Annotated in this window: 17 protein-coding genes and 1 tRNA gene; 14 read left to right on the top strand and 4 right to left on the bottom strand. The window is 43.5% G+C overall.

Going from position 1 to position 18,404, the window contains the following annotated elements; genetic code table 11:
- Positions 1–148 precede the first annotated feature (148 nt).
- From ISR87_08550 to ISR87_08535, 4 genes are all read left to right on the top strand, one after another.
- The gene (locus ISR87_08550) at positions 149–337 is read left to right on the top strand and encodes a GxxExxY protein (GenBank protein ID MBL7025493.1); all 189 of its coding nucleotides are present in this window, start codon (positions 149–151) and stop codon (positions 335–337) included.
- Positions 338–359: 22 nt separating this feature from the next.
- Positions 360–1,001: a RecX family transcriptional regulator gene (locus ISR87_08545; GenBank protein MBL7025492.1), complete on the top strand. Its 642-nt coding sequence runs from the start codon at positions 360–362 to the stop codon at positions 999–1,001.
- Between the two features lie 84 nt (positions 1,002–1,085).
- On the top strand, positions 1,086–3,461 hold the full coding sequence (locus ISR87_08540) for a DNA internalization-related competence protein ComEC/Rec2 (GenBank protein MBL7025491.1): 2,376 nt from the start codon (positions 1,086–1,088) through the stop codon (positions 3,459–3,461).
- Between the two features lie 73 nt (positions 3,462–3,534).
- On the top strand, positions 3,535–4,851 hold the full coding sequence (locus ISR87_08535; protein MBL7025490.1) for a dihydroorotase: 1,317 nt from the start codon (positions 3,535–3,537) through the stop codon (positions 4,849–4,851).
- Here the strand turns inward: ISR87_08535 and ISR87_08530 are convergent.
- The 4 genes from ISR87_08530 to ISR87_08515 all read right to left on the bottom strand — a co-directional run bounded on the left by ISR87_08530 (position 4,848) and on the right by ISR87_08515 (position 6,841).
- Positions 4,848–5,471: a hypothetical protein gene (locus tag ISR87_08530; GenBank protein ID MBL7025489.1), complete on the bottom strand. Its 624-nt coding sequence runs from the start codon at positions 5,469–5,471 to the stop codon at positions 4,848–4,850. The genes ISR87_08535 and ISR87_08530 overlap by 4 nt on opposite strands.
- A gap of 8 nt (positions 5,472–5,479) precedes the next feature.
- Positions 5,480–6,151 (bottom strand): nitroreductase family protein, encoded by a 672-nt coding sequence (locus ISR87_08525; GenBank protein MBL7025488.1) that lies wholly within the window; start codon positions 6,149–6,151, stop codon positions 5,480–5,482.
- A gap of 221 nt (positions 6,152–6,372) precedes the next feature.
- A complete protein-coding gene (locus ISR87_08520) occupies positions 6,373–6,612 on the bottom strand; it encodes a GIY-YIG nuclease family protein (GenBank protein ID MBL7025487.1) in 240 nt (79 codons plus the stop codon).
- Positions 6,613–6,757: 145 nt separating this feature from the next.
- A tRNA-Leu gene (locus tag ISR87_08515) sits at positions 6,758–6,841 on the bottom strand.
- A gap of 125 nt (positions 6,842–6,966) precedes the next feature.
- Between ISR87_08515 and ISR87_08510 the strand changes: the two genes are divergently transcribed.
- The 10 genes from ISR87_08510 (at position 6,967) to ISR87_08465 (ending at position 18,340) form a co-directional block, all read left to right on the top strand.
- Positions 6,967–8,754 (top strand): long-chain fatty acid--CoA ligase, encoded by a 1,788-nt coding sequence (locus ISR87_08510; protein ID MBL7025486.1) that lies wholly within the window; start codon positions 6,967–6,969, stop codon positions 8,752–8,754.
- 77 nt (positions 8,755–8,831) lie between these two features.
- A complete protein-coding gene (locus ISR87_08505) occupies positions 8,832–9,842 on the top strand; it encodes an NAD(P)-dependent glycerol-3-phosphate dehydrogenase (GenBank protein ID MBL7025485.1) in 1,011 nt (336 codons plus the stop codon).
- Between the two features lie 271 nt (positions 9,843–10,113).
- The gene (locus ISR87_08500; GenBank protein ID MBL7025484.1) at positions 10,114–11,145 is read left to right on the top strand and encodes a DHH family phosphoesterase; all 1,032 of its coding nucleotides are present in this window, start codon (positions 10,114–10,116) and stop codon (positions 11,143–11,145) included.
- Positions 11,138–11,995: a 4-hydroxy-3-methylbut-2-enyl diphosphate reductase gene (gene ispH, locus ISR87_08495; protein MBL7025483.1), complete on the top strand. Its 858-nt coding sequence runs from the start codon at positions 11,138–11,140 to the stop codon at positions 11,993–11,995. The genes ISR87_08500 and ispH overlap by 8 nt, the downstream gene beginning before the upstream one ends.
- A 28-nt stretch (positions 11,996–12,023) precedes the next feature.
- Positions 12,024–12,911 carry a pyridoxal 5'-phosphate synthase lyase subunit PdxS gene (pdxS, locus tag ISR87_08490; GenBank protein ID MBL7025482.1) on the top strand — a complete coding sequence of 296 codons (888 nt, stop codon included), beginning with the start codon at positions 12,024–12,026 and terminating at the stop codon, positions 12,909–12,911.
- 9 nt (positions 12,912–12,920) lie between these two features.
- On the top strand, positions 12,921–13,523 hold the full coding sequence (gene pdxT, locus ISR87_08485; protein MBL7025481.1) for a pyridoxal 5'-phosphate synthase glutaminase subunit PdxT: 603 nt from the start codon (positions 12,921–12,923) through the stop codon (positions 13,521–13,523).
- A 7-nt stretch (positions 13,524–13,530) separates the two neighbouring features.
- Positions 13,531–15,408 carry a 1-deoxy-D-xylulose-5-phosphate synthase gene (locus tag ISR87_08480; protein ID MBL7025480.1) on the top strand — a complete coding sequence of 626 codons (1,878 nt, stop codon included), beginning with the start codon at positions 13,531–13,533 and terminating at the stop codon, positions 15,406–15,408.
- Between the two features lie 21 nt (positions 15,409–15,429).
- Positions 15,430–17,091, top strand: a complete 1,662-nt coding sequence (locus ISR87_08475; GenBank protein MBL7025479.1) for a methylmalonyl-CoA mutase family protein — start codon at positions 15,430–15,432, stop codon at positions 17,089–17,091.
- An 18-nt stretch (positions 17,092–17,109) separates the two neighbouring features.
- Positions 17,110–17,904 (top strand): hypothetical protein, encoded by a 795-nt coding sequence (locus ISR87_08470; protein MBL7025478.1) that lies wholly within the window; start codon positions 17,110–17,112, stop codon positions 17,902–17,904.
- A gap of 16 nt (positions 17,905–17,920) precedes the next feature.
- A complete protein-coding gene (locus ISR87_08465) occupies positions 17,921–18,340 on the top strand; it encodes a cytochrome c maturation protein CcmE (GenBank protein MBL7025477.1) in 420 nt (139 codons plus the stop codon).
- Positions 18,341–18,404: the final 64 nt, after the last annotated feature.

The raw sequence follows: 18,404 nt of genomic DNA, 5'->3' as shown, positions 1-18,404 counted from the left end.
AAATACACAGAACTCGCAGAGATTATTTATAATGTTATTCACCTATAAATTTGGGTGTTGAAATAAAGTGGCTAAGCGCTCTTTGCGATTTTCGCGGTTCAAATATTTTAATTAACCGCAGAACACGCAGAGTCCGCAAAGATTATTTATGATGAATGAATTATCCGAGAATCAACTCTCAGAGAAGATTATTGGTGCTGCGATTGAGGTTCACAAAGAACTTGGACCCGGGTTGCTTGAATCAGCATATGAAGCTGCACTATTCTTTGAATTGAACTCAATGAATTTGGATATTGAAATAAAACGCCTTCGCGTTCTTTGCGACTTTTGCGGTTAACATTTATTCTTATATCAGTACTATGCCCAAAATCACCAAAATCACACAACAGAAGAAACTCAGCGAGAGATTTAATCTTTTTGTAGATGGAAAATTTGAACTTGGTGTTGATGGCTCGCTCATCGTCAAATATGATATCAAAGTTGGGGATGAGTATACGGATGAACTCAAGCATGATCTTGAAAATGATGATCGCATTGAAATCGCCTATATCGGCTTAATCAACTTTATCGCCTTTCGAGAAAGATGTGAGCAAGAAGTCAAAGATTGGTTATACAAAAAAAAGTATCATGATTTGGCAGATGAATTGATTAACCGCCTTACTGAACGTAACTATTTGAATAACGAGAGATTTGCCCGATTATTCATTAAAGATCGCGTGAAGATCCAGGGCTGGGGTCCTATAAGACTGAGACACGAGTTAAATGCAAAGCGAATATCCAAACAAATTATTGAATCTGAACTTGAAGCCATCCAGGAGGATTTTGATTTCAACCAAATGGCCCAGGATCTGGCTGAAAGAAAATTAAAGAATATTGAACAACCAACTTACAAAGATAAAAAACGACTATGGAGTCTACTCCAACGCCACGGTTTCGAAGGCCCATCCATCTCTTTTGCACTCCAGGGCATTACTTTTGTCAGTGATGACAAACCCACCTGATCTCCTGATCACCTAACTCATATTACTATTTGGTGAATTGACATTCACCTCCTATGTTTGGGCAACCCCAAACACGTAGGAAAAATGTACAAAAGTATCATGAACTTTGTGATGCCTCGTCCCATGATATTGGTATCACTTCTATTTATTCTGGGTATTGTGATTCAACGGAATCTCAATCTCTCCCTTTGGATTCTCGCTTTATTGACGGGTATCGCCATTGTGGTGGCATTACTTAACAGACGGTCTGGAATATTACTCCTATTACTCATTCTTTCCGGGTGCCTTCGAGTTGCATTTGATGAGATCATTCCAGTGACCCACCTCTCACGATTTATATCAAATGTAGATTCAGTCTATGAGGTGAGGGCGATTGTCCTTACTGTGGGCCAAACACGAAAAGGCACTCCGAAGTTCCTGATGCAACCTGAGACCATCGGTCTGCAAGCCATCTCTAGTGGACAAGTATTGCTGTACTCCAAGGATATTGAGCAGGATGTTTGTCCTGGTGATACATTATGTGGACGGTTGCTTCTTAACAGGCCACGTGATAAAAGCAATCCCCATGAATTCGATTACCGTGCATATTTGGAAGGAAGGAATATTTATTTTGAAGCTTTCCTGGAGGACGCGGGGGATGTGATTGTTTATCCCAGGGATTCAGGTTCAATATCCCTTTTAATGGGGGATATGCAGGACCTGATATCCAGTCACTTCCACAAATATTTAACACCTCGATCAGCTGGGATTCTATCTGCCTTAATTCTTGGTGAAAAGAGTGAGATTGAAGAAACAACCAGAAATGATTTTGCCAATACTGGTGTCATTCATGTCCTGGCAGTTAGTGGGCTTCATGTAGGGTATGTTTCGCTAATCCTGATTACCATATTTGGTCTTCTTCGATTACCACATCAGATACAGATGGGTAGCGTTATAGCAGGATTGATATTTTATGTGGGACTCACAGGGGCAGCACCCTCTGTCATGCGAGCATCTATCATGGCTTCGCTGATGATTATTGGTGGTCTATTTGAGCGAAAATCGGACATCCTCAACCTGTTGGCTTCTGCAGCCTTCATCATATTGCTTATTTCTCCAGCACAATTGAGTAACATCGGATTCCAGCTTTCGTTTTTGGCAGTTTTAAGTATTGTAACACTGTTCCCCATCTTTAAAAAGTTGGTGAGTGGTCTTCCAATATCGGAAACAAGTGGAGTTGGCAAGTTGCTATATCCAATCCTTGATCTCTTCCTGGTCTCACTTGCAGCTCAACTGGGGACCCTGGCTATCACGATCTTTTATTTTCATATGATTCCAATTATTAGCATGGTTGCCAATCTTGTGGTGGTACCACTTATTGGAGTGATCGTGGCTACTGGTATGAGCTTTCTTATCCTGGGTTCCATATTCCCCTTATTGGCTCAACTTTGGGCTGCCACCATCGAAGGTGCTATCGACTTCATGCTCTGGTTTGTTCAAATCTGCGCCCAGGTTGATTGGGCCTATATAAACGTGCGGTCAATTCATCATTTTGAATTAATTCTGCTATTGGTGGGTACCTTTTCCATAGCGATTATACAGTACCGCAAAGTCATTAAGCTCTGGGTCATCCTGGTGTTGTGTTGGATAGCCATTCAAACATGGCAATCTTTGCTCACATCCCAACACCTCGAACTTGTCGTATTGGATGTGGGGCAGGGTGATGCCATCCTTATTCATGCACCCAATGGGAATACAATACTCATCGATGCTGGTTTAAGATTTGGAGGCAAGGATATGGGGGAGGATGTCATTCTACCCTATTTGAAATTTCGCAATTGGCCAAAAATCGATATCCTTGTACTAACCCATCCCCATAATGATCATATAGGTGGGGCACAATATCTTATAGAAAATATTGAGGTAGGGAAGGTGTTAATGCCAGACATCCAATACGATTCATATGGCTACAATATGTTGTGCGATATCATTGCCTCAAAAAACATTCCTGCCTCACCAGTATTTACAGGCTACATAGATTCAACCTTAAAGCCAATATACTTCAGGGTCACAGGACCAAAGTGGTATGATCATTCCTCCCGTCCATCAAACATCAACAATACCTCAATCGTTATGCAATTATTTTACGGTGAATCAAGCGTATTGCTCACGGGAGACGGAGAAGAAACCATTGAGCACGACCAGCTTCCCCTGGGTGGACTGTTAAAGAGTGATATGATCAAGGCACCCCATCATGGTTCAAAAACAAGTTCAAGTCAGGAATATATCAATCTCGTGCAACCGCAGGTTTGCTTGATTAGTCTGGGGATGAAAAATAAATTCAGACATCCATCTAAAGTGACATTGGAAAGATACATGAAGCTGGGGACTGAAATTCACAGAACAGACCTGGAAGGCGCTCAAATTTATCGGAGTGATGGAACAATCTGGTATCGAGATGAATGGAAAAATAATTATTAATTGATAAACGGTTTCGATATGAGGGGTATTGTACGATATTGAAAGCCAACGAATTCACTAAATGGAGCAATAGATGTCTACCCCAATTCTCATTAAAAATGCCAGATGTGTGTCATCAAGCGGTATCGTTCAACAGGATGTTCTTATCAGGGATGGAAAAATTGCTCAGCTGGGTCAGGTGAAGGAATCAGCAGCGGAGAAGGTGATTGATGGCACCCATCTCTATCTCTTGCCAGGAGCCCTTGATCCACAGGTTCATTTTCGCGATCCCGGTCTTACCCAGAAAGAAGACTTGAGAACAGGTTCCATGGCCGCTGCTTCAGGCGGAGTCACAAGTTTCTTTGACATGCCCAATACCAAACCATCTACGATAACCATTGAAGGAATGGCAGAAAGGAAAAGAATCGCTGCTGAAAAATGTGTGGTGAACTACAATTTTTTCATTGGCGCAACCAATACCAACCTTGATGTCCTTAATGAGGTTGAGAATGTGCCTGGAATTAAAATATTTATGGGTTCCTCCACCGGCGATTTGCTGGTCAGTGATACCAGGGATCTGGACAATATTTTCGGGAATGGTTCACGCCTCATAGCCGTCCATGCTGAGGATGATGAAATCATAAACGCAGCCCAGGAGATTTATAAGAATTCAACAGATTTTAACCACCACCAATTTGTCAGACCAGCCGACGCAGCTCTAAAAGCAACAACACTGGCTGTTGAACTGTCCATTAAGTATCAGCGTCGTCTTCACATTTTGCATATGACTACCCTGGATGAGGTGAGATACCTGGAAATACAGAAATCGAAAGCACCAATCTCTGCTGAAGTGTGTCCCCAGCATTTTCTTTTAAGTGCACCGCATGTGTATCAGAAATTAGGTGCTTATGCTCAAATGAATCCTCCCATAAGGGATATTCGACATGCTGAATCACTCTGGGAAGGCCTGGTGAATGGGGTTATAGACTGTATCGCTACTGATCATGCACCACACACCCACGAAGAGAAGGCCAAGCCCTTTGGTTCAGCCCCTTCAGGTATGCCTGGAGTGGAAACCTCATTACCGTTGCTACTTGATCGGGCCAATCGTGGATTATGCAAAGTGGAAGACGTGGTGAAGTGGATGTGCGAGAAACCAGTAGAATTGTACAGGGTCAAGAACAAGGGTCACATCAGAGAAGGGTATGATGCCGATCTTGTTCTGGTGGATATGGGAAAAAAGCGCTCCATTGAGAATGGGAAGCTCTGGACTAAGGTAAACTGGAGCCCCTATGATGGTTGGACCACCCAGGGATGGCCTGTGACAACCATAGTAAATGGGAATATTGTTTTTCAGGATGGTGGAATTGATGAAAGTGTCAAAGGCCGGGAAGTAATGATTGACGGCTAGCTTTTAAGAAGGTGACTTTTTAAAAATGTAAATAATGCCTTTGCAATGAGGGCATGCCCCTCACGCTGGGGATGTATGTGATCATCTGCCCATTTTGAGGCTGGCTTCAACTTCACAGCGCTGTCAAAAACTGATTGAACATCAAGTACGGGAATAGCAAATTTATTCCCCAAAGCTTTAGCCTCGCCACAATACTCGTTCATTACTCGGTAAAATGCCTCAGATTTCGAATCCGAAATCAGGAAGGGTGTTAGTAAGAATAATTGAGTCTTGGGTAGACCAGCTCGTATCTCGCGTACTAGTTTCTCTAACCCTGAGCTATATCTCTGAACTGAATATTCGTGGTTGCCTGAGATGAATTGGTTGTAGGCGTCATTTATCCCAATCTTTATTACCACGGCGTCGGGTTGATGATCAATGACATCCATCTGGTAGCGGTTGAGTAAGTCTCCAACCATGTGTCCATTTACACCCGAGTTGACAAACTGAATATTTTCAAGCTGCTTATCCGAATCAAACATATCCTTCAAAATGGATACATACCCATCCCCAAGAGGAGTATGGGCATTTCGGTTTGCTGCGGTGATACTATCCCCGAAAAAGACGATTTTGGAGATCATACTATTGCCTAGAAATGACTTGATATGTCCCTGAGATCCTTTTTGTCAATATCTGGTACCTCAGCATCCTTTGCAGGGTGCCCGACAACGAGGAGGAGAAAAGGTTTTTCACCCTCAGGTCGGTTCAATATTTTTGTCAGGAAATTCATGGGACTGGGGGTATGGGTAAGTGCTACAAGTCCCACATTATGGAGTGCGGCGATCAGCATTCCCGTAGCGATACCCACTGATTCTTTGGCATAATAGTGTTTATTTTTACTACCGCTTGCATCAATGGTATACTTTTGTTCAAAGACTGCAATAAGTACAGGAGCTTTCTCCAGGAAGGGCTTTTCGGCATTCGTTCCCAAAGGCTCTAGCGCTTCCAACCAGGCATCGCCAGCACGTCCTGCATAAAAATCTCTTTCTTCAGCTTCAGCAGCCTTGCGGATTTGTGTTTTGATGGATGCATCCCGAATGACAACAAAATGCCAGGGCTGCTGATTGGCACCACTTGGTGCAGTGGCTGCGGTCATGAGACAGTTATCGATAATCTCTTGTGGGACTTCCTTGTCTGAGAAATCACGTATGGTTCTTCGGGATTTCATGAATTCATAAAACTCAGCTGATTGTCGTAGCATTACAGCGTCTGAGAGATCAATGGGTCTATTAAATGGAATAAACTTGTTTGTCATAAGCATCCTGATCCTGTGATTCAAGTGTTCGAATAAGGTAATCGGATGCATCGGTACGTCCATACTAATTGGGGATTGATGTTTAATAGTTGTTGATGAATGTGGTTACGAGCTAGCATAAATATATAATTGATTGGATAATACCCATCATCGCTTCATTTTATTCAGCGGAGTTTATCCCGAGCAGGTCTAGGGGACGTGGTCGACATCTCTCCGTTGGAGCGAAGTCAGAGTCTTTTTTTAGCAAATGCACGTCCAGATGGGGTCTTTAGATATTTCTCAAATGCAATGGCTTGCTCCTTGAACTGAAAAGCGAGATAAGTTTTAATCATCCAAGGTTTGTACCTTGATGAATATTCATTAACATGACGATTGTGTTCAGATAACCTTCTCTTTAAATCCTGAGTCAGTCCTGTGTAGAATCGATCAGGATGCGAAATAGATTGAATTATGTAAACATAATGCATGTTCACTCCAGGTGCCTGCTACGACGTAGCTCAAATATATAATTGATTGGTTAATACCCGTCTTCGCTTCATGTTATTCAGCGGAGTTTATCCCGAGCAGGTCGAGGGGACGCGGTCGACTTCTCTCCGTTGGAGCGAAGTCGAGTACCAGGGGGGGGAGTCGAACCCCCACAGTGTTGCCACCGGTGGATTTTGAGTCCACTGCGTCTACCAATTCCGCCACCCTGGCTCTTTCTAAAAGCGCGCGCCATGATACATTCTGTGAAGGTATGTGTCAATAAAATGCTGTGCTTTTAAAAGAAAATGTTTATCATTAACGAAACTTAAAAATAATCCCAAGAAGGAGGAGCTGTCGTGGAATTCAAAACGATTGCAGAAATGTTTCTTAACGTCACAAAAACCCATGCTGACGCTGAACTATTTACAGAGAAGGTGAATGGCGAATGGATGGGCGATAAAGGTAAAGATATATTTGAAATGGTTAAGAATGCGTCCTACGGCATGGCCTCTATCGGGATCCAGCCAAAGGATAATGTAGCAATTCTATCCACGAACTGCAGACGGTGGGCATATTCAGATTATGCCATTGCCACCAGGGGTGCGACATCAGTTACCGTTTATCCTACCCTGATCGCGAGCCAAATTCAGTACATTGTCGCCCACTCCGATTCAAAACTCATCTTTGCTCAGGATGCCAGCCAGATGGAAAAGGTTCTCAAGATCAAAGCAGATTGTCCTGAATTAAAGTCTGTGGTCTATTTTGATGAATCACTCTCCTATGACGATGCCGATGTCATTTCCTTTAACGAACTAATGGAAAAGGGCAAGGCATTCGCTTCATCTGAGAACGCTTATGACTTTGAGGCTCATGCACGTAGTGTAAAGCCAGATGATATTTTGACTCTCATTTATACCAGTGGTACCACTGGAAATCCCAAGGGTGTGATGTTAAAGCACAGCAATCTTGTGAGTAATATCCTGTCTTGTAATGCACGACTTGGTATAAGTGATAAGGATAAATTTCTATCCTTTCTACCTCTAAGTCATAGTTTTGAAAGATTGGGAGACTATGTAGGTACTCACGTTGGTGCGAATATCACATATGCAGAATCCATGGAGCAGGTTATTGCCAACTTGTCAGAGGTTAACCCCACTGTGGCTATGTCAGTACCCAGGCTTTATGAAAAGATGTATGCTGGCGTTCAAGCCAAGTTTGCAGGTGGCTCATTTATCAAACGCAAAATAGCTGGCTGGGCTGTTAAGACTGGTTTTGAGTATGTTGAAGCTCGTAACGCCGGAACTATTTCACCCAAACTGGCAAAAAAGAAAAAACGAGCCGATAAACTTGTGTTCAGTAAGGTTCAAGCGCTTCTGGGAACACAGTTTAAATTGTTTGCCAGCGGTGGCGCTCCATTGGGAGCCGATATTGGTAGATTCTTTGATGCTGCAGGTATTACCATACTTGAAGGCTATGGCCTCTCCGAAACATCACCAGTTATTACATTGAATCCACCTCATGATTTCCGTTTTGGCACGGTTGGTCCAACCATTGATGGTGTTGAGGTCAAGATTGCTGATGACGGTGAGATCCTCTCACGTGGTCCACATATCATGACGGGATACTACAAAGATGAAGCAGGAACCAGAGAAGCGATCAATGAAGAAGGATGGTTCCATACCGGTGATATTGGCATAATTGAGGATGGATATCTCAAAATTACGGATCGCAAGAAGAACATCATTGTGACGGCTGGAGGTAAGAATATTGCTCCTGCTCCCATTGAGGGAGCTATCTGTATGAGCAAATTCTTTGAACAGGCTCTGGTTCACGGAGACCGCAGAAAATTCGTTTCTGCTATTCTGGTCCCGAATTACACCGAGGTAGGTGAGTGGGCTGCTGATAATGAGATCACAGATGTGACTCCGGAGGCACTCAGCGAAAATCCAAAAGTGTACGATATGCTCATGGGAGTGGTAGAAGGCGTGATGGAAAACTTCAGCAGTTATGAAGCCGTTAAGAAAATCATCCTGGTACCCCAGGAATTCAGTGTTGAAGACGGCACGCTAACTCCTACCCTGAAAATCAAGAAACGGGTTGTTGAAGAACGCTATAAAGCAAAGCTCGACGCCCTCTACGAATAGAACAGAAAATGCTATAAAAGAGAAAGAGCTCCTGGTCCTGATCAGGGGCTCTTTATATTAGAACAGGATTCATTTCCATGAATATTGCAGTAATAGGATCTGGAAGCTGGGGCATGACCCTGGCAATACATTTGCTCAAAAATGGGCACCATGCTGACGTTTGGTTTTACCTGGAAAAGGATTTCAATCAAGCTCAGGAGACCCGAGAACTTCCAGATTATCTACCGGGCATCACGTTGCCAGCCGAATTGGGTTTCACCATGGATATGGAAGCATGTATCCGCAATAAAGAGATTATTCTGGTGGCCATTCCTTCACATACTGTTGGTCTAACACTTTCAACAATTTCTCATTCAATAGCTGCAGATTCTATCATCGTAAATGTGGCCAAGGGGATTGAAAATGATACCCTGAGGACCATGAGTCAGGTTATTTCACATGCGCTTCCAAACCACCCCATAGGCAATATTTCCAGTTTGTATGGTCCTACACACGCTGAAGAAGTCGTTCAGGAAATGCCATCAACCATTGTGGCGGCTTGTTCAGATGAAACCTCAGGGAAGATCGTTCAGAAAGCTTTTATGTCGGATACACTCCGGGTATACACCAATGTGGATATTCTTGGAGTGGAGTACGGTGGATCATTGAAGAATGTCATAGCCATTGCTGCTGGAATCCTGGCTGGGATGGGATATGGAGACAATACATTGGCAGCCTTGCTTACCAGAGGTCTTTTTGAAATGACTCGTCTTGGTGTGTTCCTTGGAGCAAAGGAACAGACATTCGCTGGACTGAGTGGCATGGGTGATCTTATTGTAACCTGTCTCAGTACACATAGTCGGAATAGACATGTAGGGTTTGAGTTGGGAAAAGGTCGAAAACTGAAAGACATCCTTGAAGAAATGAAGATGGTCGCTGAAGGTATTAATACGGCAAGATCTGTGCATCAACTTATTGCAAAAACAGGTGTTGAGATGCCTATCTCAGAGCAAATATTTCAAGTCTTGTTTGAAGAAAAAGATCCGCGTATTGCAGTTGAAGAATTGATGGGAAGAGCCCCCAGACGGGAGAGGCATTCAATAAACTAGCGTGGATATCGGGATTGGATACACGATTGCTCCAATTGTAATTTAAATATCCTCTGCCAGGTCTTCTTGAGGGGGATATCGTGGGGATAATCCACATTAGAGTTTTCATAAATATCCCAATTTATGTCATCATTACTAAAGCTTGGTTTTTATTGATCTGATTGCTGAATCGTTTGTATCTGGTAGGTTAACGAATATATTCAATGTTTCGGATTCGAAGGTAATTCGATGAAGCGAAAATTAAGATATTTTTAGAGGTATTTTTACATAAATGAGTCGTGATAGAACTGGGGTGCGGAGAAACTGGGAAGCCTTAAGGACTTTACTGGTTGATAATGATACATTTGTGTTCTCCACGCACGTTCAACCAGATGCAGATGGAGTAGGGTCGGAGTTAGCTTTAGCCAGGTATTTGACATCCATTGGCAAGACAGTCCATATCCTGAATCCATCACCGCTTCGGGTCAACCTCGAATTTCTACCTGATCTCGATGAGATTCACGTTTACAATAGCACAAAGCATGCAAAACTTATTGCAGATTCAGACATATTCATCGCCTTTGATATCGGCCATTATGATCGTTTGATGGACATAAGCAAAGACCTTCAATCTATGGACATTACCAAAGTAAGTATTGATCACCATCCCGGTGACAAATCTCAGTTTGATATGGTGTGTGATTTTCCCACAGCAAGTTCAACTGGAGTGCTTATCTATGATCTCATTAATTCCATGGATGAAGCGGCAAATTCCCGTACTGAGATTGCCATTCCCATCTATTCCGCTATGATGAGTGATACTGGAAACTTCAGATTCAATAATACAGATCCTGAAACCCTGATGGCAGCAGCCAATTTGGTGTCAATCGGTGTAAAACCTTATGAGCTGTATGTTTATCTCTATGAAGACCTGAATACCCCGGGAAGACTTCAGGTGATTCAGAAACTTCTCAGTGAGCTGAAATACGATTGCGACGGAAGATTAGCCTGGTCAGTCATTAATTTTGAGGATATTCGTCCCCTGGGTGCTGTCCCTGACGATATGAACTCTCTCTCAGATTTTATCAGATCAATCAGGGGCGTTGAAGTTGGAATTTCAATTACTCAGATGGCAGGTCAAAAGGTTGATGTGAGCTTTAGGTCAAAGGGAAAGATTCCCATTAATACCGTTGCCCAATCATTTGGTGGCGGTGGTCATGCCTTTGCAGCCGGTTGCCATGTTGATGGAACCCTCGAGGAAGCTGCTGCCTCAATAGTTCAGAGATCAATTGAAGCCATAAAAACCTGGGATGGGAATGCCTGACCCTCTAAAAATAATTGTAGCCAAAGATGCTGGATTTTGCTTCGGAGTAAGAGACGCCATCGAAAAGGCCCGAGAAGTGGCCAGAGAACATGGTAAAGTTTATATGCTGGGGGATATTGTTCACAATGAGCGTGTTGTGAAGGATCTGGCTAAGGAAAATGTCAGAGTTGTTGATTCTCTTGACCAGGTAAAAGATGCTCCAGTTCTTTTTCGAGCACATGGAACCATTCCTGATATATGGGCTGAAGCTGGAAAAAAAGATTTGACAATAGTCGATGCCACCTGCCCTTTGGTTCATGAAATACATGGTGAAATAAAAAAGCTTCATCAAGAAGGCCGAAAATTGATCATTATTGGTGATCATGGTCACGATGAAGTTGTGGCCATTCAAGCACAGGTGCCGCAAGCCACAGTCATCTCGTCCATTGGAGAAGCTGAAGACCTGCCCCACATGAAAAGGGCAGGAGTCGTTTCTCAATCGACTCAAATGATTGAAAATGTACAGGAGATTATCGGTATCCTTTCCATGAAGATATTTGATTTGAGATTTGTGAATACCGTTTGTTTCCCGACCAGAAGAAACCAGGGCCAAATCAAGGAAATCGCTCCCGTTGTTGATGTGATGGTTATTGTGGGATCTTTCACCAGTGCCAATACCAAGAGATTGCACGAAGTTTCTCTATCCTTGAATCCACGCTCATATATGGTTGAAAACGCTTTTGATATTCAGGAGAGCTGGTTTGACATGGCCGAATCAGTGGGTATATCCGCTGGGGCTTCCTCACCAGATGATCTTATCGAGGAAGTCGTTGAACATTTGAATAACTTACACGTGAAATCACGTGTATAAATATTGACAATCAAAGTTTCTGGAGAGAATGAAAATGACAAATGAGCTGTTCGAAGTAAAAACAGGATTGGCTGAGATGCTCAAGGGTGGTGTGATAATGGATGTCACCACACCTGAACAAGCAAAAATTGCTGAACAGGCTGGTGCAGTAGCAGTTATGGCACTGGAACGAATCCCAGCAGATATTCGCAGGGATGGTGGCATTGCCAGAGCTTCCGATCCAAAAATGATTAAAGAGATACAGAAGGCTGTTTCAATCCCTGTCATGGCCAAATGTCGTATCGGTCATTTTGCTGAGGCTCAAATCCTGGAAGCTTTAGAAATAGATTACATCGATGAGAGTGAAGTATTGACACCTGCGGATGAAGCCAATCACATCTGGAAGCACGATTTTAAGACCCCCTTTGTCTGTGGAGCCACCAATCTGGCAGAAGCACTACGTCGTATTGGTGAGGGTGCAGCCCTGATTAGAACCAAGGGTGAGCCAGGTACTGGGAATATTGTTGAAGCAGTGCGTCATATGCGCACCATCACCACAGAAATGGCAAAATTGAGTACTTTAAGAACTGATGAGCTCATGGCCGCCGCAAAAAACATGGGAGCTCCATTCCATCTGGTCGCTCAGGTTGCAGAAACGGGTAAACTTCCTGTACCAAATTTCTCAGCCGGTGGTATTGCCACACCTGCCGACGCTTCGCTTATGATGCAACTAGGGGCAGAGACAATTTTTGTAGGATCAGGAATATTTAAATCTGAGGACTCTGAGGCCATGGCCAGGGCTATCGTTCAGGCAGCAACATTTTTTGATAAGCCTGACAAGCTGGCTGAGATTTCCACAGGCCTGGGAAAAGCTATGCGAGGTCTTGATATGGTTGAAATCAAACCAGAAGACAGAATGCAAGACAGAGGTTGGTAGGGAGAAATTTTGACAGTTCCACCAGAATATGATGATTTAACAATAGGTGTAGTGGCTTTACAGGGCAGCTTCGCTAAACATGCTTTCAGTATGGGCAAGCTTGGTATTAAGAGTCGAGCAGTTCGTGAGCCTGAAGACTTGAAGCTTATCGATGCGCTCATTCTACCAGGCGGTGAATCCACCACCATGTCACTGCTTCTAGAAGAAGAGGGGTTGTGGGAGCCCATGAATGAAGCGTTGGAGACAATGCCTGTATTTGGGACTTGTGCCGGAGCCATACTTCTGGGGCAACAGATTGACGATGAACGGGTTCGCTGTTTTAATAAAATTGATTATAAAGCTGAACGAAACGCGTATGGCCGTCAAATTGAGTCCTTCAAAACATCCCTTGTTATCCCCACGATTTTAGATCATGATTTTCATGCGATTTTCATCCGTGCCCCTAAATTTCGAGAAATAAAACCACACGTCATGTCCCTGGCAGTATTTGGTGTAGATCCAGTTCTCATGAGACAGGACAATGTATTGGTGGCCTCCTTTCATCCTGAGCTGACTGAAGATCCAGGCATTCATAAATATTTTGTGGATGAAATCGTTTTAAAGTCGAGGTAGTCTATCCATGTCGGATAAATATAAATTATTACAAACCATAAATTCTCCTGCGGATATGAAATCATTGTCCATGGAGAGCTTGCTCCAACTGTGCCAGGAAGTGCGAGACTATACTATTGAGGTTGTTTCTGAAACTGGTGGACACCTGGCACCCACACTGGGAGTCGTTGAGCTTTCAGTCGCCCTTCATAAAGTATTTGATTCACCCAACGATAAGATCATCTGGGATGTAGGTCATCAAGCCTACGCTCATAAAATCCTCACAGGTCGTCGGGATGCACTGAAAACCATTCGTCAATATGGTGGTATCAGCGGCTTTTGCAAGCCCATGGAAAGCGAACACGATATTTATGGCGCAGGTCATGCATCAACTTCCATTTCTGCAGGCGTTGGTTTCGCCATAGCGCGAGATCTGAAGGGAGAGAAGCATCAGGTCATCTCTATTATTGGTGACGGAGCATTGACTGGTGGACTGTCGTTTGAAGGTTTAAACAATCTGGGGCATCTCAGAACCCGGATGATGATCATTCTTAACGACAATGAGATGTCCATTTCACCTAACGTAGGTGCCATGTCTAAATATCTCTCAAAAATTACTACCAATCCGCTTTATAATCGTGTCAGGGATGAGCTCTGGAATGTCACCGGCAAGCTGCCTATCGGTAAGAATACTGTGCGAACAGGTATGAAGAAAATCGAGGAAAGTCTCAAGAATCTTTTGGTACCTGGTGTCATTTTCGATGAGATGGGGATTCGATATTTCGGACCCATAGACGGCAACGATTTACCCCTTTTGATTTCCACTCTTGAAAATATCAAAGATATCAATACTCCGATTATGCTTCATATCATAACTAAAAAGGGGTATGGATTTGCTCTGGCAGAACAAAATCCAATAAAATTTCATGGAATTGGTCCTGCAGCCAAACCTGGTCAGCCCAACACAAAGAATGAAGTACCACCATTCCTCAATATCTTTGGGGACGAGCTCACTGCCCTGGCAAAAAAGGATAAACGAATTGTAGCCGTTACGGCCGCCATGCGTGAGGGGACGGGATTGTCTGGCTACGCCAAAGAACATCCTGATCGTTTCTATGATGTTGGTATTGCTGAGGGGCATGCAGTGACTTTTGCCGCAGCACTAGCTGCACGTGGTCTCAAGCCCTTTGTCGCTATTTATTCCACCTTCCTGCAACGGGCCTATGACATGCTCGTACATGATATTGCTGTTCAGAAATTACCGGTCATTTTCATGCTTGATCGAGCGGGATTGGTAGGTGAGGACGGACCCACGCACCACGGGGTCCTGGATCTGGCCTATCTTTCAAGTATTCCCGGAGTCGTTGTTGCTGCCCCCCGAAATGGGGAGGAATTGCGCCATCTGATGCAGACAGCTCTCTTGCATGAGGAAGGGCCATTTTTCATCCGTTACCCAAAAGCTTCAGCCTTAAAAAACAGAAAAACAGTTCAGAGTAGAGCAGTTGAAATTGGGAAATGGGAGCTCATCTCAGAAGGGAAAGATATTGCCATCCTCGCAGTGGGCTCGATGAACCCTGTGGTTGAGAAAGCAGTTAAAATCCTGGATGCCGAGGGAGTCAATGCCAGCTATATCGACGCCAAATTTATCAAACCCTTTGATGAGGATATGCTTTTGTCCCTCATGACCTCAAATAAACACATCGTGATCGTTGAGGAGAATAATTATCCAGGCAGTCTTTCCCAAACCATAAAGGCTTTTGCGGAACCTGTAGAAAACTGCGCCAGAATACATTCACACACACTGCCAGATAGATTTGTGACCCACGGATCACGGGCACAATTGTTAGCCGAGGTTAAGCTAACCTCTGAAGAAATTGCTGCTTCAATTCTTAAATTGAATAAATAATCATTGGGAATGGGTTTTAGTATGCCAGATCAATCTTACCAGGATAGCCTGAAACGCTGGAAACAGAAAGTTGCTGAATCCAAGGAACGTGAGTATGACTATGATACGGTTTCTGGATTATCCAATGACTTATTATATCTGCCAGATGAAGAGAATGATAATTTAGATCAATATATGGAAAAAGTTGGATTCCCAGGAGAATACCCTTTCACCAGGGGAGTCCACCCAAATATGTATCGAGGTCGATTATGGACCATGAGACAATTTGCCGGGTTTGGAACGCCTGAGGATACCAATAAACGATTCAAATTTTTACTGAAACAGGGACAGACTGGATTGAGTGTCGCATTTGATATGCCCACACTCATGGGCTACGATTCAGATCATGCACTTTCACTTGGTGAAGTCGGTCATTGCGGGGTCTCCATCAATTCAATTGATGATATGATGACCCTGTTTGATGGAATCCCTCTTGACCAGGTCTCAACATCTATGACGATCAATGGACCTGCCATCATTCTCCTCGCCATGTATGTCGTGGTTGGAGAAAAACAGGGTGTTTCATCTGATAAACTGAATGGCACGCTGCAAAATGATATTCTCAAGGAATACATCGCACAGAAGGAATTCATTTTCCCACCTGAAGAGTCCATGCATATCATAACAGATATGATTGAATGGTGTACCGACCATATGCCTGCCTATAATACGATTTCCATATCTGGCTATCACATCCGTGAAGCTGGATCGACTGCTGCCCAGGAATTGGCATTTACCCTGGCTGATGGCTTTGCCTATGTGGAAGCTGCTATTGCAAGGAGCCTGGATGTCGACAAATTTGCACGGCGCCTGAGCTTCTTTTTTAATTCTCACATTGATTTCTTTGAGGAAATCGGAAAATTTCGAGCCGCCAGACGTATTTATGCAAAACGTATGAAGGAAAAATATGGCGCCAAGGATCCCCGATCCTGGATGCTTCGCTTCCATACCCAGACCGCTGGTCATAGTCTGACAGCTCCTCAACCTGAAAATAACATTGTCAGAACGGCCTATGAGGCTCTTGCCGGCGTTTTAGGTGGAACACAGTCACTCCACACCAACTCAATGGATGAAGTACTGGCGCTGCCTACAGAGAAAAGTGTAGAGATTGCACTGAGGACTCAGCAAGTAATCGCATATGAGACTGGTGTAGGATCGACTATAGATCCTCTGGGTGGATCTTATTATGTAGAAGCGATGACTGACAAGATGGAAGCAGAAGCAGAAAAGTATTTTGAGACCATTGATGAATTGGGTGGAGTCGTGGCTGCTATTGAAGTGGGCTATTTTCAACGAGAAATTGGGAAGGCCGCCTATGATGTGGCCCGCAAATATGATGAGAAAAAGCGAATCATTGTCGGAGTGAACGGCTTTATTCGTGAAAATGAGACCATTGATATACCAGTTCTCAAAATTGATAAATCAGTAGAAATAAATCAGGTCTCCAAAGTCAAGGCTCTTCGATTGGCCAGAAATCAAGATTCCACGGATAAGGCATTGGTTGCACTGACGCAGGCCTGCGAGTCAGGAACCAATGTAATGCCACCCTTGCTTGAGGCTGTACGCCAATCAGCCACGCTTGGGGAGATGGTTGAAGCAATGAGGGTTGTTTACGGAACCTATACAGAAACTCCAGTATTTTAGAAGGTTATTGATCCTGATATGATAGATATTCACAATCATATGCTTCCAGCAGTAGATGACGGTGCCAAAAATGAAGATATGGCACTATCTATGCTAAAAGAGGCCGTGAGGCAGGGAGTCAATCATCTCGTATTAACTCCACACCTGTACGAAGCAGATATTATCAAGGGGACTGGAGAGTGGAAAGCTAAGATTGAAAAGGGCAAACAAACGGTTATGGAGCTTATTGGAGCTCACGAACTTCCCGTTGAAGTTACAGTTGCTGCAGAAGTTCGATACCAGGATATGTTGCCCATCATTCTTGAGGAGCTTGAAGTCCTTATTGGTGGTAAATACCTGCTCCTCGAATTCGCCTTCCATTCGGTACCAAATAATCTTGAGCGCATCATCTATGAGATCACTCGCCGAGGAGTTACCCCAATCATTGCGCATCCCGAGCGAATTAAACCCTGGCAACGAGATCCTAAAAGATTGGAAGAGTTGATAAATATGGGCTGTCCAACACAGTTGGATATCGGGTCATTTCTTGGTACACTGGGACCTAATACTGAAAAGCTTGCCAATTTTCTGTTTGACAGAGACGCCGTGCATCTCGTTGGAAGTGACAGTCATAATATACAGGCCAGACCACTTTATTCAAAACCTGGATATGACTGGTTATCAGAGAGATACGGCGTTGATTATGCAGACTTATTGCTTAAGCAAAATCCAGAAAATATTCTTCGGGGTGATCCCGTTGAGGTGTATCCTGTAAATCTTGAACCGGCAGCAATGTCGATAAAAGATAGACTTGTGAATATGTTCAAATCATAAATAGGAGTTATATCCATTGAATAGCAACAAACTAAAATTTGTAATTGGTACTCTGGTCATTGTTGCCGCAGTGATTGTGCTGGCAGTTCAGGGTATGAAAGAAGATACTACCATGTCCTACTCAAAAAGCGTAAGTGAGATTGCGTTGTTGGGCTCACGGGCTCAAGCGCTGACACTGAAGGTGAATGGTGACTTGAAAAAGGGTAGTATTGTTCGAAACAATCTTGATCTGGACTTTATTATTACAGAAGGAGGCTCTGAATTGAGCATCCACTATATCGGGAAAGATCCGATTCCAGACACGTTTAACAATGATATGGACGCCGAAGTGATTGTTTCAGGAAAACTGCAACCAGATGGCGTTTTCAATGCAGAACGTATACAAGCTAAATGTGCTTCAAAGTATGAAGCCGATTATTCTTCCCCTGAGATTTAAAACCATATAGTTAGGATTTAGTTAAATGGCTGATTTAGGAAATATCCTTTTATTTTTTCTGTTC

This window comes from Candidatus Neomarinimicrobiota bacterium (genome assembly GCA_016784545.1).
Taxonomy (GTDB): Bacteria; Fidelibacterota; UBA8477; order UBA8477; family JABMPR01; genus JABMPR01.
This window is presented reverse-complemented; position numbering and strand designations above follow the sequence as displayed.